We start from the raw sequence: 14,305 nt of genomic DNA on the forward strand, positions 1-14,305 counted from the left end.
TGGTCACCAAGCCGAATTGCTGACATCTACCCCGGCTGCATGGCGGGGCCCATCAGTCAGGGAGCACCCCCATGAGCTTCGGCAAAACCACCCCGATCCTGCGGATCTTCGATGAAGCCAAGGCCGTGGAATTCTACGTCGACTTCCTCGGCTTCAAGATCGACTGGCAGCACCGCTTCGAGCCTGGTTTCCCGTTGTACCTGCAAGTCTCGCGCGGTGAGTGTGTGCTGCATTTGTCCGAACACCACGGGGATGCGACACCGGGTTCGGCCCTGCGGATCGAGACAGATGAGCTGGAGGCGTTCCAGCAGCAACTGCTGGCGAAGAACTACAAGTTTTCGCACCCGGGCATCCAGGCCATGCCGTGGGGCAGCCAGGACATGACCATCGCCGATCCGTTCGGCAATCGTCTGGTGTTTACCAACGCGATCAGCCTCTGAGCCAAAAGCCCCCTCACCCTAACCCTCTCCCTGTATGTACCGGAGACATGGTGAACACATGTTCGGAGACATGGTGGACGGTTTTTAGATCCTCTTACCTGCCGTAACAATCTGCAAGTTCAAGTCGATTCGGGCGATACGATGTCTACTCCAGTAGACATCGTGGATGCCATCCTCCGCTGTTTCCCTGATCGCTATCGACAGCCCGTGAAATGCTTTTCCGATTGAGTATTCACGGTTCCTCCAGTAAATCTCGCCCTTCACCTGGACCTTTCTGACCACATCTCCGTCGGCGTATTCCGGCGCCATTTGCTGCTCCTGATACTCCCGAGGGCTGCTGCTGTAGCGAGTCGCCGGCACCTGCATATCCAGCGCTTGATGAGGACGTTTCTGGTTGTAGACATCACGCCAGATATCAAATGCCTGTTGTGCGCTGTTGAGGTCCGTGAAGTGCCGACCTTGCAGCACTTCACTCTTCAGGCTGCGGTGGAAACGCTCCAGTTTTCCCTGGGTCTGCGGATGATAAGGCCGGGAGTGACCTACCTTGATGCCCTGCCCCATCAGCCAGACTTCCAGCGCGGTATAAACCCCAGTCTGGTCACCCCAGGGCGAACCGTTGTCCATCGTTATGCGCAAAGGCAAGCCGTAACGCCGAAAGACCCGGATTAGATGCTCCTGGACGGTGTCGCGCTGCTCATTGGCGCACGCGGCGATACACATCGAAAACCGCGAGTGATCGTCCAGTATCGTCAATGGATGGCAACGCCCCTGACTCAGGCTGAAATGGCCCTTGAAGTCCATCTGCCAGAGATCGTTGGGCGCTTCATGCTCGAACCGGATAAACGGTTTGATCTCAGCAGCCTTTGGATCAACGCGCGAATGACGCTGTAAAACTGCATGCACAGTACTGACGGAAGGCATCGCTAAACCTTTGTCTTCCAGCACGCGTTTGAGCTTGCGAGCGCCCCAAGCCGCGTACTCCTGACTCACGATCAGAATCTGCTTCTCCACCTCGTCAGCACAACGTTTGGGGGACGTCTTCGGTCGTCGTGACTGATTGTTCAGCCCCTCGGCCCCTGATTTTTCAAACCTGCTGAGCCATTTGTAGGCAGTGCTTGGGCTGATGTTGAATCGACGGCAAAGCTGCCGAACATTGGCCCCTTCTTGCCGAGCCAAAAGCACGAATTCTGTACGTAGCTGCACGGTAGACACCTCTTCCCAAGACACAGGCCATCTCCTTCGCGATGAGCAATGTGTCTATTTAAAAGTGTCCACCATGTCTCCGAACACCTGTCCACCATGTCTCCGGTACATACACTCCCAGGGGAGAGGGGACTGACCGAGGTGTCTATCGTCATACACCGACCTGAAAGACCGTGACGATTATGGATTCACAGAAGCGTTTTCAGGTCGGCATAGATCGTGAGCATATTGCGGTCGGCTCCCTCTCTCAGTGGAGAGGGGACTGACCGAGGTGTTTATCGCCATACATCGACCTGAAAGATCGTGGCGATTATGGATTCACAGAATTTCTTTCAGGTCGGCGTAAATCGTGAGTAATTCGCGGTCGGCTCCCTCTCCAAAGGTCGAGGGGACTGACCGAGGTGTCTATCGTCATACATCGACCTGAAAGATCGTGGCGATTATGGATTCACAGAAGCGTTTTCAGGTCGGCATAGATCGTGAGCATATTGCGGTCGGCTCCCTCTCCCTCTGGGAGAGGGCTGGGGTGAGGGGCTGTGAGTCGCACACTCATTCGGCACCACCACTGACCCGGTGAGTCTGCCGAAACTCACCGGGCGGCATCCCGCGCCGGCTCTTGAACGTGCGGTGAAACGAGCGCGGTTCGGTGAAGCCCAGATACTGCGCAATATCCTGAATCGGCAAGGTGCTGTTGAGCAGGTAATGCTCGGCCAGCTCCTGGCGCAAGTCATCGAGGATCTGCTGATACGAGGTGCCGGCCTGATGCAACTGGCGTTGCAGCGTGCGCACCGAGACGGCGAGATGTTCGGCCACCTGTTCCTTGCGCGGCAGACCTTCCTTGAGCAACTGGCGCAGGATGCTTTTGACCCGCTGCTCCAGCGACGCATCCTCCAGCGTCGCCATCAGACTCTGGGCGTGTTCCTCCAGCGTGCGCAGCAAATGCGCATCGGCCTGGCGCAGCGGCAACTGCAGATATGGCAACGGCACGATCAGCGCGGAATACGGTTGATCGAACAGCACCGGGCATTCGAAAAACTGCTCGTACTGCGTCAGCGTCGTGTCCGCCGGACGTGAGTGCTCCAGCCACACCGCGGCCGGCGACAGTTGGGTGTCGGCGATCCAGCGGGCGTATTGCAGCCAGGAGCCGAGCACGTTTTCCACCAGATGCCGGCGAATCCGTGGGCGTTCGAAGCGGCAGCTCCAGATCAGGTGCACGTGGCTGTCCTGCACCTCGGCGCGACTGACGCCCATGTCGCCCACCAGTTTTTCGAACGGCATGATGCGGCTCATGGCGTCGCCCAGTGTTGCGCAATTCATGGTGATGTAACCGAGCACGCTCCAGGAGTTGGGCAGCACAAAATTGGCGGCGTTGAGACCGAACAACGGATCACCCGAGTGCTCGCAGAAATAATCGAGCAACCGCTCATGGGTTTCACCCGGCAGGCGCAGGCTGTTGTCGCTCAACTGCTGCGCCTGCAAACCGGCCGCCGCCAACGCAGGCTCGATGGCCAGGCCCAGGTGTTCGGCATGGCGCAGGTACTTGAGCAGCGGCGGAACGGAGGTGAAGCCGAGCGATTGCATGACCGAATTCCCTTGATCGAGGCCGCCACGGGCGGATGAACGCCCTGAAAGGTAATTTGAATCCACGACTAAAGTAAATGGCTGACGCTTGCGCGACGTTTGACTCAATTGGCTACTCGAACTGGCCGGATGCGACCGTGACACTTGCGGCCGGCTGACTAGTATGAGGGCCTGAAATCTCACTGATCAGACTGCACAGAAGGACACACGCATGCGACGCTGGAACGGCTGGGGAGATGCAACCACGGTGGTCGAACTGCCGGCCCAGGGCGCAGGTTTTCTCCATGAGCGACTGGGGCAGGGGCGAGCGCTGCCCGATGCGACACTCGAAGCGGCGCTGGCCCGCGTGCCGGTCTCGCGGCTGGCAGAGCACGCCTTGTACAGCATCGATGCCCATGATCGCTTGCTGCATGCCCGGGGCCAGAGCCTGCCGGACTGGCTGGCGTTGCGCGAGGGGGCGCTGGGTCACTATCCCGACGCTGTGGCGTTCCCGGAAACCGCCGAGCACATCCGCCAGTTGCTGGCGCTCGCCCAGGCCCAGGATCTGTGCCTGATTCCCTACGGCGGCGGCACGTCGGTGGCCGGACACATCAACCCGCCAGACTCCGCGCGGCCGGTGGTGACGGTGTCGCTGGCGCGGATGAATCGTCTGCTCGACCTCGATGAGCAAAGCTTGCTCGCGACTTTCGGTCCCGGCGCCAGTGGGCCGCAGGTGGAAAGTCAATTGCGCGCCCGTGGCTACACGCTGGGGCATTTCCCGCAGTCGTGGGAGCTGTCGACGCTGGGCGGTTGGGTGGCCAGTCGTTCCAGCGGCCAGCAGTCGTTGCGTTATGGGCGGATTGAGCAACTGTTCGCCGGCGGAACCCTGGAAACCTTCGCCGGGCCGCTGCAGATTCCAACCTTCCCGGCCTCGGCGGCCGGCCCGGATCTGCGCGAAGTGGTGCTGGGTTGCGAGGGGCGTTTCGGGATCATTTCCGAGGTCAAGGTGCGGGTCAGCGCGCTGCCGGCCGATGAGCGTTTTTACGGTGTGTTTCTGCCCAGCTGGAGCAAGGCGCTGCAAGCCATTCAGCAACTGGCCCAGGCGCGGGTGCCGCTGTCGATGCTGCGTCTGTCCAACGCGGTGGAAACTGAAACCCAACTGGCGCTGGCCGGCCATCCGCAACAGATCGCCTGGCTGGAGAAGTACCTGAACCTGCGCGGCGCCGGGCAGGGCAAGTGCCTGCTGACGTTCGGCGTGACCGGCAATCGCAAGCAGAATGCGTTGTCCCTGAGCCAGGCCCGTCAGCATCTGAAGGCGTTCGGCGGTGTGTTCACCGGCACCCTGCTGGGCAAGAAGTGGGCGCAGAACCGCTTTCGTTTTCCGTACCTGCGGGAGAACCTGTGGAACGCCGGTTATGTGGTCGACACTCTCGAAACTGCCACCGACTGGAGCAACGTCGACAACCTGCTCAACCTGATCGAAAACAGCCTGCGCGATGCCTTGGCGGCGGAGGGTGAGCGGGTGCATGTGTTCACCCATCTGTCCCACGTCTACGGCGAAGGATCGAGCATCTACACCACCTACGTGTTTCGTCCGGCGGCGGACTATCCCGCGACGCTCGCTCGCTGGAAGACCCTCAAGCACGCCGCCAGCCAGACCATCGTCGACAACCACGGCACCATCAGCCACCAGCACGGCGTGGGCAAGGATCATGCACCGTACTTGCCGGGCGAAAAAGGCGCGCTGGCGATGGACACCCTGCAGGCGCTGAGCCGGCACTTCGACCCGGCCGGGCGCCTGAACCCCGGCACGCTATTGCAGGAGTGACCGCCATGAGCGCGGACTGGAACGCCGAATGGCGCCAGCAAGTCCTGCCGACACTGGCGGCTGAAACCTGGGATCTGATCGTGATCGGCGGCGGCATCAGCGGCGCCGGCATCCTGCGTGAAGCCGCGCGTCGTGGCTGGCGTTGCCTGCTGCTGGAACAGCGTGATTTCGCCTGGGGCACCTCCAGCCGATCCTCGAAAATGGTCCATGGCGGTTTGCGCTACATCGCCAAAGGTCAGTGGCGGCTGACCCGCGATTCGGTGCGTGAGCGCCAGCGTCTGCTTGACGAAGCGCCGGGTCTGGTGGAACCGATGAGCTTCATGATGCCGCACTATCGCGGCGGCTTTCCCGGGCCGCGGGTGCTGGGTGGTCTGTTGTCGATCTACGACGCATTGGCCGGGCGCCGTGATCATCGTTTCCATGACGCGCAGCAACTGCGTTATCTCGCTCCGGGCGTGAAAGAACATGACCTGCTGGGTGGCACCTGTTTTGTCGATGCGCTGACCGATGACGCTCGGTTGGTCATGCGCGTGTTGAGCGAAGCACGGGCCGACGGCGCGGTGGTGCTCAACGGCATGCGTGTCGAACATCTGCTGCGGGAAAACGGTCGGGTGTGCGGGGTTCAGGTCGAGGACTGCGAAGCGGGCGTATCGCTGCAATTGCGATGTGGTGTACTGGCGGTGGCCACCGGGGCCTGGGCCGAACGCTTGCGCCCACCAGAGGCGCCGCGTCAGTTGCGCCCGCTGCGCGGCAGTCATTTGCTGCTGCCGGGCTGGCGCTTGCCGGTGGCGCAGGCGTTCACGTTTTTGCATGAGCGGGATCGGCGTCCGGTGTTTGTTTTTCCGTGGGAAGGCGCCACGGTGGTCGGCACCACGGACCTCGATCACCGCGAGAATCTGGACCAGAGCGCGAGCATCAGCGCCGAAGAACTCGACTATCTGCTGGCCGCCTGCCGACAGCAGTTTCCCGGCGCTGAAGTGAGAGCGGCCGATGTGCTTTCAACCTGGTCCGGCGTGCGTCCGGTGGTGGGCAGTGCGGCGGGCGAGCATCAGGACACGCCGTCGAATGAAACCCGGGAACATGTGCTGTGGCAGGAGCCGGGTTGCGTCACGTTGGCCGGCGGCAAGCTCACGACGTTCCGCCCGCAAGCCATCGAAGTGCTCAAGGCCTGCGCCGACATGCTCGGCCGTTCTTTTGACGATGATGCCGCGCCGGTGTTTGCTGCGGTACCGCCACTGACGATTCCCGGACTCAGTCCCGGTCAATGGCGACGGCTGGCCGGGCGACATGGCCGGGACCTGCCGAGGCTGGCGCAACTGCTCACCGAACTGGGCCATGAAACGGTCGGTGCCACCGACACCTTGTGGGCAGAATTGGCCTTCGCCTGCGAAGCGGAAATGGTCTTGCACCTGGACGACCTGCTGCTGCGCCGAACCCGTCTCGGCCTGTTGTTGCCCCATGGCGGTGCGGAGTATTTCCCGGCCATTCGCCAACTCTGCCAGCCACGGCTTGGCTGGGACGACGAACGCTGGCAACAGGAACAGCAACGCTACCAGGCGTTATGGCAACGTCATCACGGCCTGCCGGATATCGCGCAGTGATGCCCCTCGAAGAGAGCTCCATGGACAACCACCCGAACAAGCGTTACCTGCTGGCCATCGACAATGGCACCCAGAGCGTGCGCGCGCTGCTCTTCGATTTGCAGGGCAATCTGCTCGGCAAGGGCAAGGTTGAATTGCAGGCCTATTACTCGACGCAACCGGGCTGGGCCGAACAGGATCCGGAATATTACTGGGCGAAACTGGGCGAGGCCTGTCAGCAGCTGTGGCAGCAGACCGGCATCGATCGCTCGCAGATTGCCGGCGTTTCCCTGACTACCCAGCGCGGCACGGTGATCAACGTCGACGCTCAGGGCAAGCCGCTGCGCCCGGCGATTCTCTGGCTCGACCAACGCCAGAGCGAAGTCGAAGGCGCGATCAAGGGCCCGTGGGGCTGGCTGTTCAAACTGGTCGGCGCACAGGCCACGGTGGATTACTTTCGCGCCCAGGCCGAGGCTAACTGGATCGCCCGTCATCAACCGGATGTGTGGGCGGCGACCGACAAGTTTCTGCTGCTCTCGGGGTTTCTCACGCATCGCCTGTGCGGGCGTTTCGTCGACTCGGTGGGCTGTTGCGTCGGCTACCTGCCGTTCGATTTCAAACGTCTGCGCTGGGCCGCGCCGCGTGACTGGAAATGGCAGGCGCTGGCGGTGCGTCCCGAGCAACTGCCAACCTTGTACAAACCCGGTGAAACCCTCGGCCATATCAGCGCCGAAGCCAGTCGTCACACCGGCATCCCCGAGGGGATTCCACTGATTGCGGCGGGGGCCGACAAAGCCTGTGAAGTGCTCGGTTCCGGCGTCGTCGACTCGGGCACGGTGTGCCTGTCCTACGGCACCACGGCGACGATCACCAGCACCCGCTCGCGCTATCTGGAAATCGTCCCGTTGATTCCGCCGTACCCGTCGGCGGTGCCGGATCAGTACAACTGCGAGGTGATGATCTATCGCGGCTACTGGATGGTCAGCTGGTTCAAGAACGAGTTCGGCCTGCGGGAAATGCAGCAGGCCAAAGCGCAGGGCATCGAGCCCGAGCAACTGTTCGATGCGCTGGTCGATGCGGTGCCGCCGGGTTCCATGGGGTTGATGTTGCAGCCCTATTGGTCGCCCGGTATTCGCGAACCGGGCGTGGAAGCCAAAGGCGCAATGATCGGGTTCGGTGACGTGCACACCCGCGCGCACATTTACCGGGCGATCCTCGAAGGCCTGGCTTATGCGTTGCGCCAGGGCATGGAGAAAATCGAGAAGCGCTCGAAGATCTCCGTCACCCGTTTGCGGGTTGCTGGCGGTGGCTCGCAAAGTGATGCGGCGATGCAACTGACGGCGAACATCTTCGGCCTGGCGGCGGAGCGTCCGCATGTCTATGAGGCGTCCGGTCTGGGTGCAGCGATTTGCTGCGCGGTGGGGCTGGGATTGCACGCAGATTTTCCCACGGCGATAGCGGCGATGACCCGGGTCGGCGCGGTGTTTCAGCCGCAGCCCGAGGCGCAAAAGGTCTATGAGCGACTGTACAAGGACGTTTATCTGCGCATGTATCGGCAGCTCAAACCGTTGTACCAGAGTATCCGCAAGATCACCGGTTATCCGGCCTAGAAAAACTACACATTCCCTTGTGGGAGCGGGCTTGCTCGTGAAAGCGGAGTATCAGTCACCGATTGTTTCAATGACCCACCGCCTTCGCGAGCAAGCCCGCTCCCACAGGAGACGGAGGCGCTTTTTTGCGCCATGCACGTGGCGCTATCGGAGAACTTTTCTGGTGAGATCGGACAGTGTCAGGGGCGGGGTCGGTTGTTAGGCTCGATCCCCACGGCACATATAACAAGAACCAGAAGCAATGAAGCTGATCTCCCTCCTGCTGCTTTGCGCAATGGCCCCGACGGCGTGGGGCTGGTCGAACCATACGGTGGGCAGCTACCTGGCGTTGCAGGATCTGCCGGCGTTGCGCGATGCACCGCCCGTCGTAGTCGAACCGCTGGAGCAGTTTCTCTCCGAGCAATACCCGGCCATCGTCGCGTTGCTCGATGAGCAGGAACGCTTCGCCCGCGAGCACTTCAAGCAGTACCCGCGGCGCCCCGACAACCTCAGGTTGCCCGCCGTGCCGAGCGACAATCTGCGCCACGACTTCCTCACCGCGTTGCGGATCAATCCGCTGATTCATCTGGCAATGGTCATCCAGCCGTTGCCGGGCAAAGACCTGCCCGAGCGCGAGCATCTGCAGGCCGATCAGGTCATGGTCGAGCAGACGCTTTCACCGTGGAATCGCCAGCGATTCATTCGCGTGACCGATCACGAAACAGTCGCGCCCCTGGCCGTGCTGGCGAGCGCCGCCGATGAGCCGGACTACGGCCACGACATCAACCTGTTCAGCGACAACCCCGGCGAAGTCGCCGCGTTGTACGGCTTCGGCCCGCAGCCGTTTGGCGATGAGCGCTTCCAGTACAGCTCCCAGGCACCGTTCCACATGGGCTTCTTCCATGAGAGCCCGGTGGTGTACGCGGCCGCCGGATTTCTCGAGCGCAGCTGGCCGGACTGGCGTGCGTATCAGTACATGGGGCTGGCGCGACTGGCGTTTGCCAGCGGCCATTCCTACTGGGGTTATCGCTTTCTCGGTTGGGGCCTGCACCACGTGCAGGACCTGACCCAGCCGTATCACGCCAAGCCGTTGCCGGGCGTCGAATTGCCGAGCCTTCTGCTGCTGGAAGGCAAGGCCCTGGCTGGTTTTGCGGAGGACAAACAGGCGTCCATCGAACGGGTCGCGACCCGCCACATGGAAGTCGAGAAATACCAATCGACCTGGCTACGCCGCGTGCTGCGCGCCGGTCAGCCGCATCCGATGCTCGACGCTTATGCCGATGCCACCGGGGACGCGCATTACCCGCCGTACTCGGTGGATTACCTGCGCGAAGTGGTGAGTGCCGAGTCGGTCGACGACTCCGCCGCCTTCGATGAAGCCATCGACCAATGGCTGGAAACGGCGCCGGTTACCAGCGATTTCAGCGCGGGCAATCAGTTGCAGCGCGAGACTTTCGAGCATCCGGAACTCAATCAACAACTGCTCAAACTGCTCGGCCATTTCGGCGCCCACAGCCGGATTTATGTCAGCGCGGGGCTGGCGCCCTAAGCATCGCGGCAACACACAACAATAAGAACAGGGAAGGAGGAACAGATGATCAACACTCGATTGCGCCTGTCCGGCGTAGCGCTCCCCGGTGTCGGTTTGGCAGGGCTGCTGCAACTCTGCGCAGTCGATGCGGTGCAGGCCGCCGAGTTCAGCGTGCTGGACAATCAGGTCACCGGCTCGCTCGACACGACCTTGTCCTATGGCCGCCTGTGGCGGGTTCAGGGCCGGGACAAGAACAACGATGACGTCAACACCAACGACGGCAATCGCAACTTCGATACCGGGCTGGTTTCCGAGGTGTACAAGATCACTTCGGAGCTGGAGGCCAACTACCAGAACTACGGAATGTTCCTGCGCGGTACCGCGTTCTACGACACCCAGTTGATGGACAAGCGCAACGACTACTACCGCAACAACAGCCCGTCGCAGCCGAGCCAGAGTTATCCCCAGGACGACCGTTTCACCGGCCAGACCCGCGACATTGCCGGCAGCCGGATCGAGATGCTCGACGCCTACGTTCATGGCAGCTGGGACGTCGCGCAAATGCCGGTCACGGCGCGGGTGGGGCGTCAGGTGTTCAACTGGGGCGAGGGGATTTTCTATCGCGGCGGGGTCAACACCACCAACCCGGTGGATGCGGCGAAATATCGTTTGCCGGGCGCCGAGGTCAAGGAAGTGCTGATGCCGGTGGAGGCGGTCAGCTTCAACATCGGCCTGAGCGACAACCTGACGATGGAGAGCTTCTACCAGACCAACTGGAAAGAAACCCGCATCGACCCGGTCGGTACCTTCTACTCGCAGACCGACCTGTTCGCCGACGGCGGCAACACCGCTTACAACAACTTCAGCGGCACCGCGCTTGATACGCCGGTGCCGGGGTTCGGCAATGTCATCGGCCTGTACGGCGCACTGGGCAACAACCCGTTGCTCGGCCCGGCGCTGAAATCCACCGGCCTCTATGCCAACGGCGTGACTCCTGCCTACGGCAACACCCTCAAGGTGGCGTCGATCGGCAAGGACTACAACGCGCGCAACGACGGCCAGTTCGGCTTTGCGTTTCGCTACATCGCCGAAGAACTCAACAGCACCGAATTCGGCCTGTACATGGTCAACTACCACGCCAAGGAACCGACCATCGCCGCCGATCTTGGTGGCTACAAGGGCATCGACATGAATGCCCTGACCAACATGCTCTCCAGCGTGGCCGGCAGTCAGGCCGGGGCCCTCGCCAACGGTCTGGCGACTGCCGATGTGATGGGCAACATCCAGGCCCATCGGCGTTATGCCGAAGACATCCGCATGTACGGTTTCAGTTTCAACACCACGCTGGGCAATGCTTCGGTGTTCGGTGAACTGGCCTATCGGCCGAACCTGCCCATCGGCATCGCGGCCACCAACGATCTGATCGGCGACCTGGCCAATGGCGCTGCGGCAGCGGTGTCCGGCAAGGCCATCAACGTCGGCGGGCAAATGGTCACCCTCGACAGCCAGATCAACAACGCCGAGCGGGTGGAAGCGTTCAACACCTCGTTGGGCAGCATCTACAACTTCGGCCCGACGCTGTCGTTCGACTCGATGTTCGGCATCTTCGAACTGGCCTCCGAGCACCTGCGCGGCAGCAGCCTGCAATACACCGCCTACGACGGCAGCACCCGTTACTACGCCGGCACCGGCAACACTTCGTACGTGTCCGGCGGCGATCGTGACGATCAGGTCAACCGCAATTCCTACAGCTACACGGTGATGTTCAACGGCACCTGGAACGACGTGTACGCCGGGATCAACGTCTCGCCTTACGTCGTCTACAAGGACGACTTCAAAGGCAACAGCTACCAGGCCGGCAACGCCATCGACGGGCGCAAGGCCTACACCCTGGGGGTCAAGGCCAACTACCAGAACAAGCTCGAAGCCGAACTGCAATACACCGAGTTCTGGGGCGGCGGACAGAACAACGGCATTCGCGACCGCGACAACGTCGGGTTCAACCTCAAGTATTTCCTTTGATATCCAGAACACCGGCGTCCCCCTGTGGGAGCGAGCCTGCTCGCGATGAGGACGGCACATCCAGAAGTTGTGTTGCCTGACTCACCGCCATCGCCAGCAGGCTGGCTCCCACAGGCGATTTGCTGGCTACGCAGACCTGGTTTTATTTCGGAGAACGAACATGTTTCCTGCATCACGACTGACCAAGACCACACTGGCGCTGCTTTTGAGCCTCACCGCCACAAGTACGCTGGCCGCCATCTCGCCCCAGCAAGCCGAACAACTGAAAACCTCGCTCACCCCCATGGGCGCCGAGCGCGCCGGCAACGCTGCCGGCACCATCCCGGCCTGGACCGGCGGCATCACCCAGGCGCCGGCCGGCTACAAACCCGGTCAGCATCACCCCGACCCGTACGCGGCGGACAAACCGCTGTTCACCATCACCAAGGCCAACCTCGACCAATACAAGGCGCATCTGAGCCCCGGCCAGATCGCCCTGTTCAACAGCTACCCCGACACTTTCCAGATGCCGGTCTATCCCTCGCGCCGATCCGGCTCCGCGCCGCAGTGGCTGTATGACAACACCCTGAAGAATGCGACCTCGGCCAAGTTACTGGAGGGCGGCAGCGGATTCGCCGATGCCTATGGCGGCGTGCCGTTTCCGGTGCCCAAGGACGGGGTCGAAGTGCTGTGGAATCACATCACTCGCTATCGCGGCATATACGTGGTCCGTCGCGCTTCCGAAACACCGGTGCAACGCAACGGCAGCTTCGCGCTGGTGACCTCGCAACAGGAAGGTTTCTTCAACTACTACCGCCCGGGCGGCCAGTTCGCCGACCTGAAAAACATCCTGTTCTACTACCTCGCCTTCGTGAAAAGCCCGGCGCGCCTCGCCGGTGGTGCCGCGCTGGTGCACGAGACCCTGGACCAGCTCAAGGACGCCCGCCAGGCCTGGATCTACGACGCCGGCCAACGCCGCGTCCGCCGCGCACCAAACCTTGCGTATGACACGCCGATCGCCTCCTCCGATGGCCTGCGCACCGCCGACGACACCGACCTGTTCAACGGCTCGCCGGATCGCTTCGACTGGAAGCTCAAGGGCAAGCAGGAAATCTACATCCCCTACAACAACTACAAAGTCGGCAGCCCCGACGTGAAATACGCCCAACTGCTCACCCCCGGCCACCTCAACCCGCAATACACCCGCTACGAGCTTCACCGTGTCTGGGTGGTCGAAGGCACACTCAAGCCGGGGGCGCGGCACATCTACTCCAAACGCGTGCTGTTCCTCGACGAAGACAGCTGGGGCGCCGCACTCGTGGATCAATACGACGGGCGAGGAGAGCTGTGGCGCGTGTCGATGGCCTACCTGAAAAACTTCTACGACCTGCCCACCACCTGGAGCGCTCTCGACGTCTTCCACGACTTGCAGGCCCGTCGGTACTACGTGCAGAACCTGGATAACGAAGAGGCCTCCACCGTCGACTTCTCGCAACCGGTGCCGGAGGATTCGTATTTCATGCCGTCGGCGTTGCGGCAGCGGGGGACGCGTTAAGTGGCCTGACGCAATCGCGGGCAAGCCCGCTCCCACAGGTAAAGAGTCGAACACAGTATCTGTGCACGCCTCAGAACCTTGTGGGAGCGGGCTTGCCCGCGATTGAAATTCGCTTCAGCGCTGACTGTAGGTCAGACGCGGAAGTGGCTAACCATTTGCTGCAACTGTCCACCCAACCGCGCCAGTTCAACACTCGACTTGGCCGTCTCATCACTCGCCGCAGCAGTCTGCTCCGACACGTCGCGGACGTTGATGATGCTGCGGCTGATTTCTTCGGCCACGGCACTTTGCTGTTCGGCGGCAGCGGCGATCTGCTGGTTCATCGACTGGATGTTCGACACCGTGCGGGTGATGTTTTCCAGGGATTCGCCGGCCTTTCGGGTCAGGGCGACGCTGCTGTCGGTCAGGGCGCGGCTGTTATTCATCACGGCCGAAACCTGTTGTGTGCCGTTCTGCAGACCGGCCACCAGGCCTTCGATTTCCTCGGTGGATTTCTGGGTGCGCTGGGCCAGGCCACGGACTTCGTCGGCGACCACGGCAAAACCGCGACCGGCTTCACCGGCACGGGCGGCTTCGATGGCGGCGTTGAGGGCCAGCAGGTTGGTCTGTTCGGCCACAGCCTTGATCACGTCCATGACGCTGCCGATCTTGTCGCTTTCCTGTTGCAGCACGCTCATGGCTTCGGTGGAACGCACCACTTCGCTGGCCAGACGCTCGATCTGGGCGATGGCTTCGTTCACCACTTTGTCGCCTTCACGGGCTTCGCCGTCAGCGGCGGCTGCGGCTTGCGAGGCTTCCTCGGCGTTGCGCGCAACTTCCTGCACGGTGGCGGTCATCTCGTGCATCGCGGTCGCAACCTGATCGGTCTCGACCTTCTGGCTGTTCACGCCGGCGCTGGTCTGTTCGGTCACGGCCGACAGTTCTTCGGCGGCGCTGGCGATCTGGGTCACGCCGTCGCGGATGCCGCTGATCAGGTCGCGCAGGGTCACGCCCATGCGCGCGATGCCTTGTTGCAGCA

At 61.9% G+C, this 14,305-nt stretch carries 10 protein-coding genes; 7 read left to right on the forward strand and 3 right to left on the reverse strand.

From position 1 onward, the window contains the following. Positions 1–71 precede the first annotated feature (71 nt). The gene (locus tag NE357_RS03680) at positions 72–440 is read left to right on the forward strand and encodes a glyoxalase superfamily protein (RefSeq protein WP_169428769.1); all 369 of its coding nucleotides are present in this window, start codon (positions 72–74) and stop codon (positions 438–440) included. 84 nt (positions 441–524) lie between these two features. Here the strand turns inward: NE357_RS03680 and NE357_RS03685 are convergent, their stop codons facing one another. Together NE357_RS03685 and gliR are read right to left on the reverse strand one after the other, a co-directional pair. Beyond that, the gene (locus tag NE357_RS03685; RefSeq protein WP_169428712.1) at positions 525–1,667 is read right to left on the reverse strand and encodes an IS481 family transposase; all 1,143 of its coding nucleotides are present in this window, start codon (positions 1,665–1,667) and stop codon (positions 525–527) included. 525 nt (positions 1,668–2,192) lie between these two features. Beyond that, on the reverse strand, positions 2,193–3,224 hold the full coding sequence (gliR, locus tag NE357_RS03690; protein WP_169428770.1) for an AraC family transcriptional regulator GliR: 1,032 nt from the start codon (positions 3,222–3,224) through the stop codon (positions 2,193–2,195). Between the two features lie 211 nt (positions 3,225–3,435). On the opposite strand from gliR, the gene NE357_RS03695 reads away from it, so the two are divergent. The 6 genes from NE357_RS03695 (at position 3,436) to NE357_RS03720 (ending at position 13,287) form a co-directional block, all read left to right on the forward strand. Then, positions 3,436–5,031: an FAD-binding oxidoreductase gene (locus NE357_RS03695; RefSeq protein ID WP_169428771.1), complete on the forward strand. Its 1,596-nt coding sequence runs from the start codon at positions 3,436–3,438 to the stop codon at positions 5,029–5,031. Positions 5,032–5,036: 5 nt separating this feature from the next. Then, positions 5,037–6,632: a glycerol-3-phosphate dehydrogenase/oxidase gene (locus NE357_RS03700; protein WP_169428772.1), complete on the forward strand. Its 1,596-nt coding sequence runs from the start codon at positions 5,037–5,039 to the stop codon at positions 6,630–6,632. Positions 6,633–6,652: 20 nt separating this feature from the next. Continuing rightward, the gene (locus NE357_RS03705; RefSeq protein WP_169428773.1) at positions 6,653–8,221 is read left to right on the forward strand and encodes an FGGY-family carbohydrate kinase; all 1,569 of its coding nucleotides are present in this window, start codon (positions 6,653–6,655) and stop codon (positions 8,219–8,221) included. Between the two features lie 241 nt (positions 8,222–8,462). Then, on the forward strand, positions 8,463–9,749 hold the full coding sequence (locus tag NE357_RS03710; RefSeq protein ID WP_169428774.1) for a phospholipase: 1,287 nt from the start codon (positions 8,463–8,465) through the stop codon (positions 9,747–9,749). 45 nt (positions 9,750–9,794) lie between these two features. After that, positions 9,795–11,753 carry a DUF1302 domain-containing protein gene (locus NE357_RS03715; protein ID WP_169428775.1) on the forward strand — a complete coding sequence of 653 codons (1,959 nt, stop codon included), beginning with the start codon at positions 9,795–9,797 and terminating at the stop codon, positions 11,751–11,753. Positions 11,754–11,913: 160 nt separating this feature from the next. Beyond that, on the forward strand, positions 11,914–13,287 hold the full coding sequence (locus NE357_RS03720) for a DUF1329 domain-containing protein (RefSeq protein WP_169428776.1): 1,374 nt from the start codon (positions 11,914–11,916) through the stop codon (positions 13,285–13,287). A gap of 131 nt (positions 13,288–13,418) precedes the next feature. On the opposite strand, the gene NE357_RS03725 is transcribed toward NE357_RS03720, so the two are convergent. Then, positions 13,419–14,282 carry a methyl-accepting chemotaxis protein gene (locus NE357_RS03725; protein ID WP_423815275.1) on the reverse strand — a complete coding sequence of 288 codons (864 nt, stop codon included), beginning with the start codon at positions 14,280–14,282 and terminating at the stop codon, positions 13,419–13,421. Positions 14,283–14,305 lie beyond the last annotated feature (23 nt).

This window comes from Pseudomonas sp. G7(2022), assembly GCF_052660475.1.

Excerpts from the sequence above, each read along its gene's own strand:
- NE357_RS03680 (WP_169428769.1), top strand. The coding sequence starts at position 72 with ATGAGCTTCGGCAAAACCACCCCGATCCTGCGGATCTTCGATGAAGCC.
- gliR (WP_169428770.1), bottom strand. The coding sequence starts at position 3,224 with ATGCAATCGCTCGGCTTCACCTCCGTTCCGCCGCTGCTCAAGTACCTG.
- NE357_RS03695 (WP_169428771.1), top strand. The coding sequence starts at position 3,436 with ATGCGACGCTGGAACGGCTGGGGAGATGCAACCACGGTGGTCGAACTG.
- NE357_RS03700 (WP_169428772.1), top strand. The coding sequence starts at position 5,037 with ATGAGCGCGGACTGGAACGCCGAATGGCGCCAGCAAGTCCTGCCGACA.
- NE357_RS03705 (WP_169428773.1), top strand. The coding sequence starts at position 6,653 with ATGGACAACCACCCGAACAAGCGTTACCTGCTGGCCATCGACAATGGC.
- NE357_RS03710 (WP_169428774.1), top strand. The coding sequence starts at position 8,463 with ATGAAGCTGATCTCCCTCCTGCTGCTTTGCGCAATGGCCCCGACGGCG.
- NE357_RS03715 (WP_169428775.1), top strand. The coding sequence starts at position 9,795 with ATGATCAACACTCGATTGCGCCTGTCCGGCGTAGCGCTCCCCGGTGTC.
- NE357_RS03720 (WP_169428776.1), top strand. The coding sequence starts at position 11,914 with ATGTTTCCTGCATCACGACTGACCAAGACCACACTGGCGCTGCTTTTG.
- NE357_RS03725 (WP_423815275.1), bottom strand. The coding sequence starts at position 14,282 with ATGGGCGTGACCCTGCGCGACCTGATCAGCGGCATCCGCGACGGCGTG.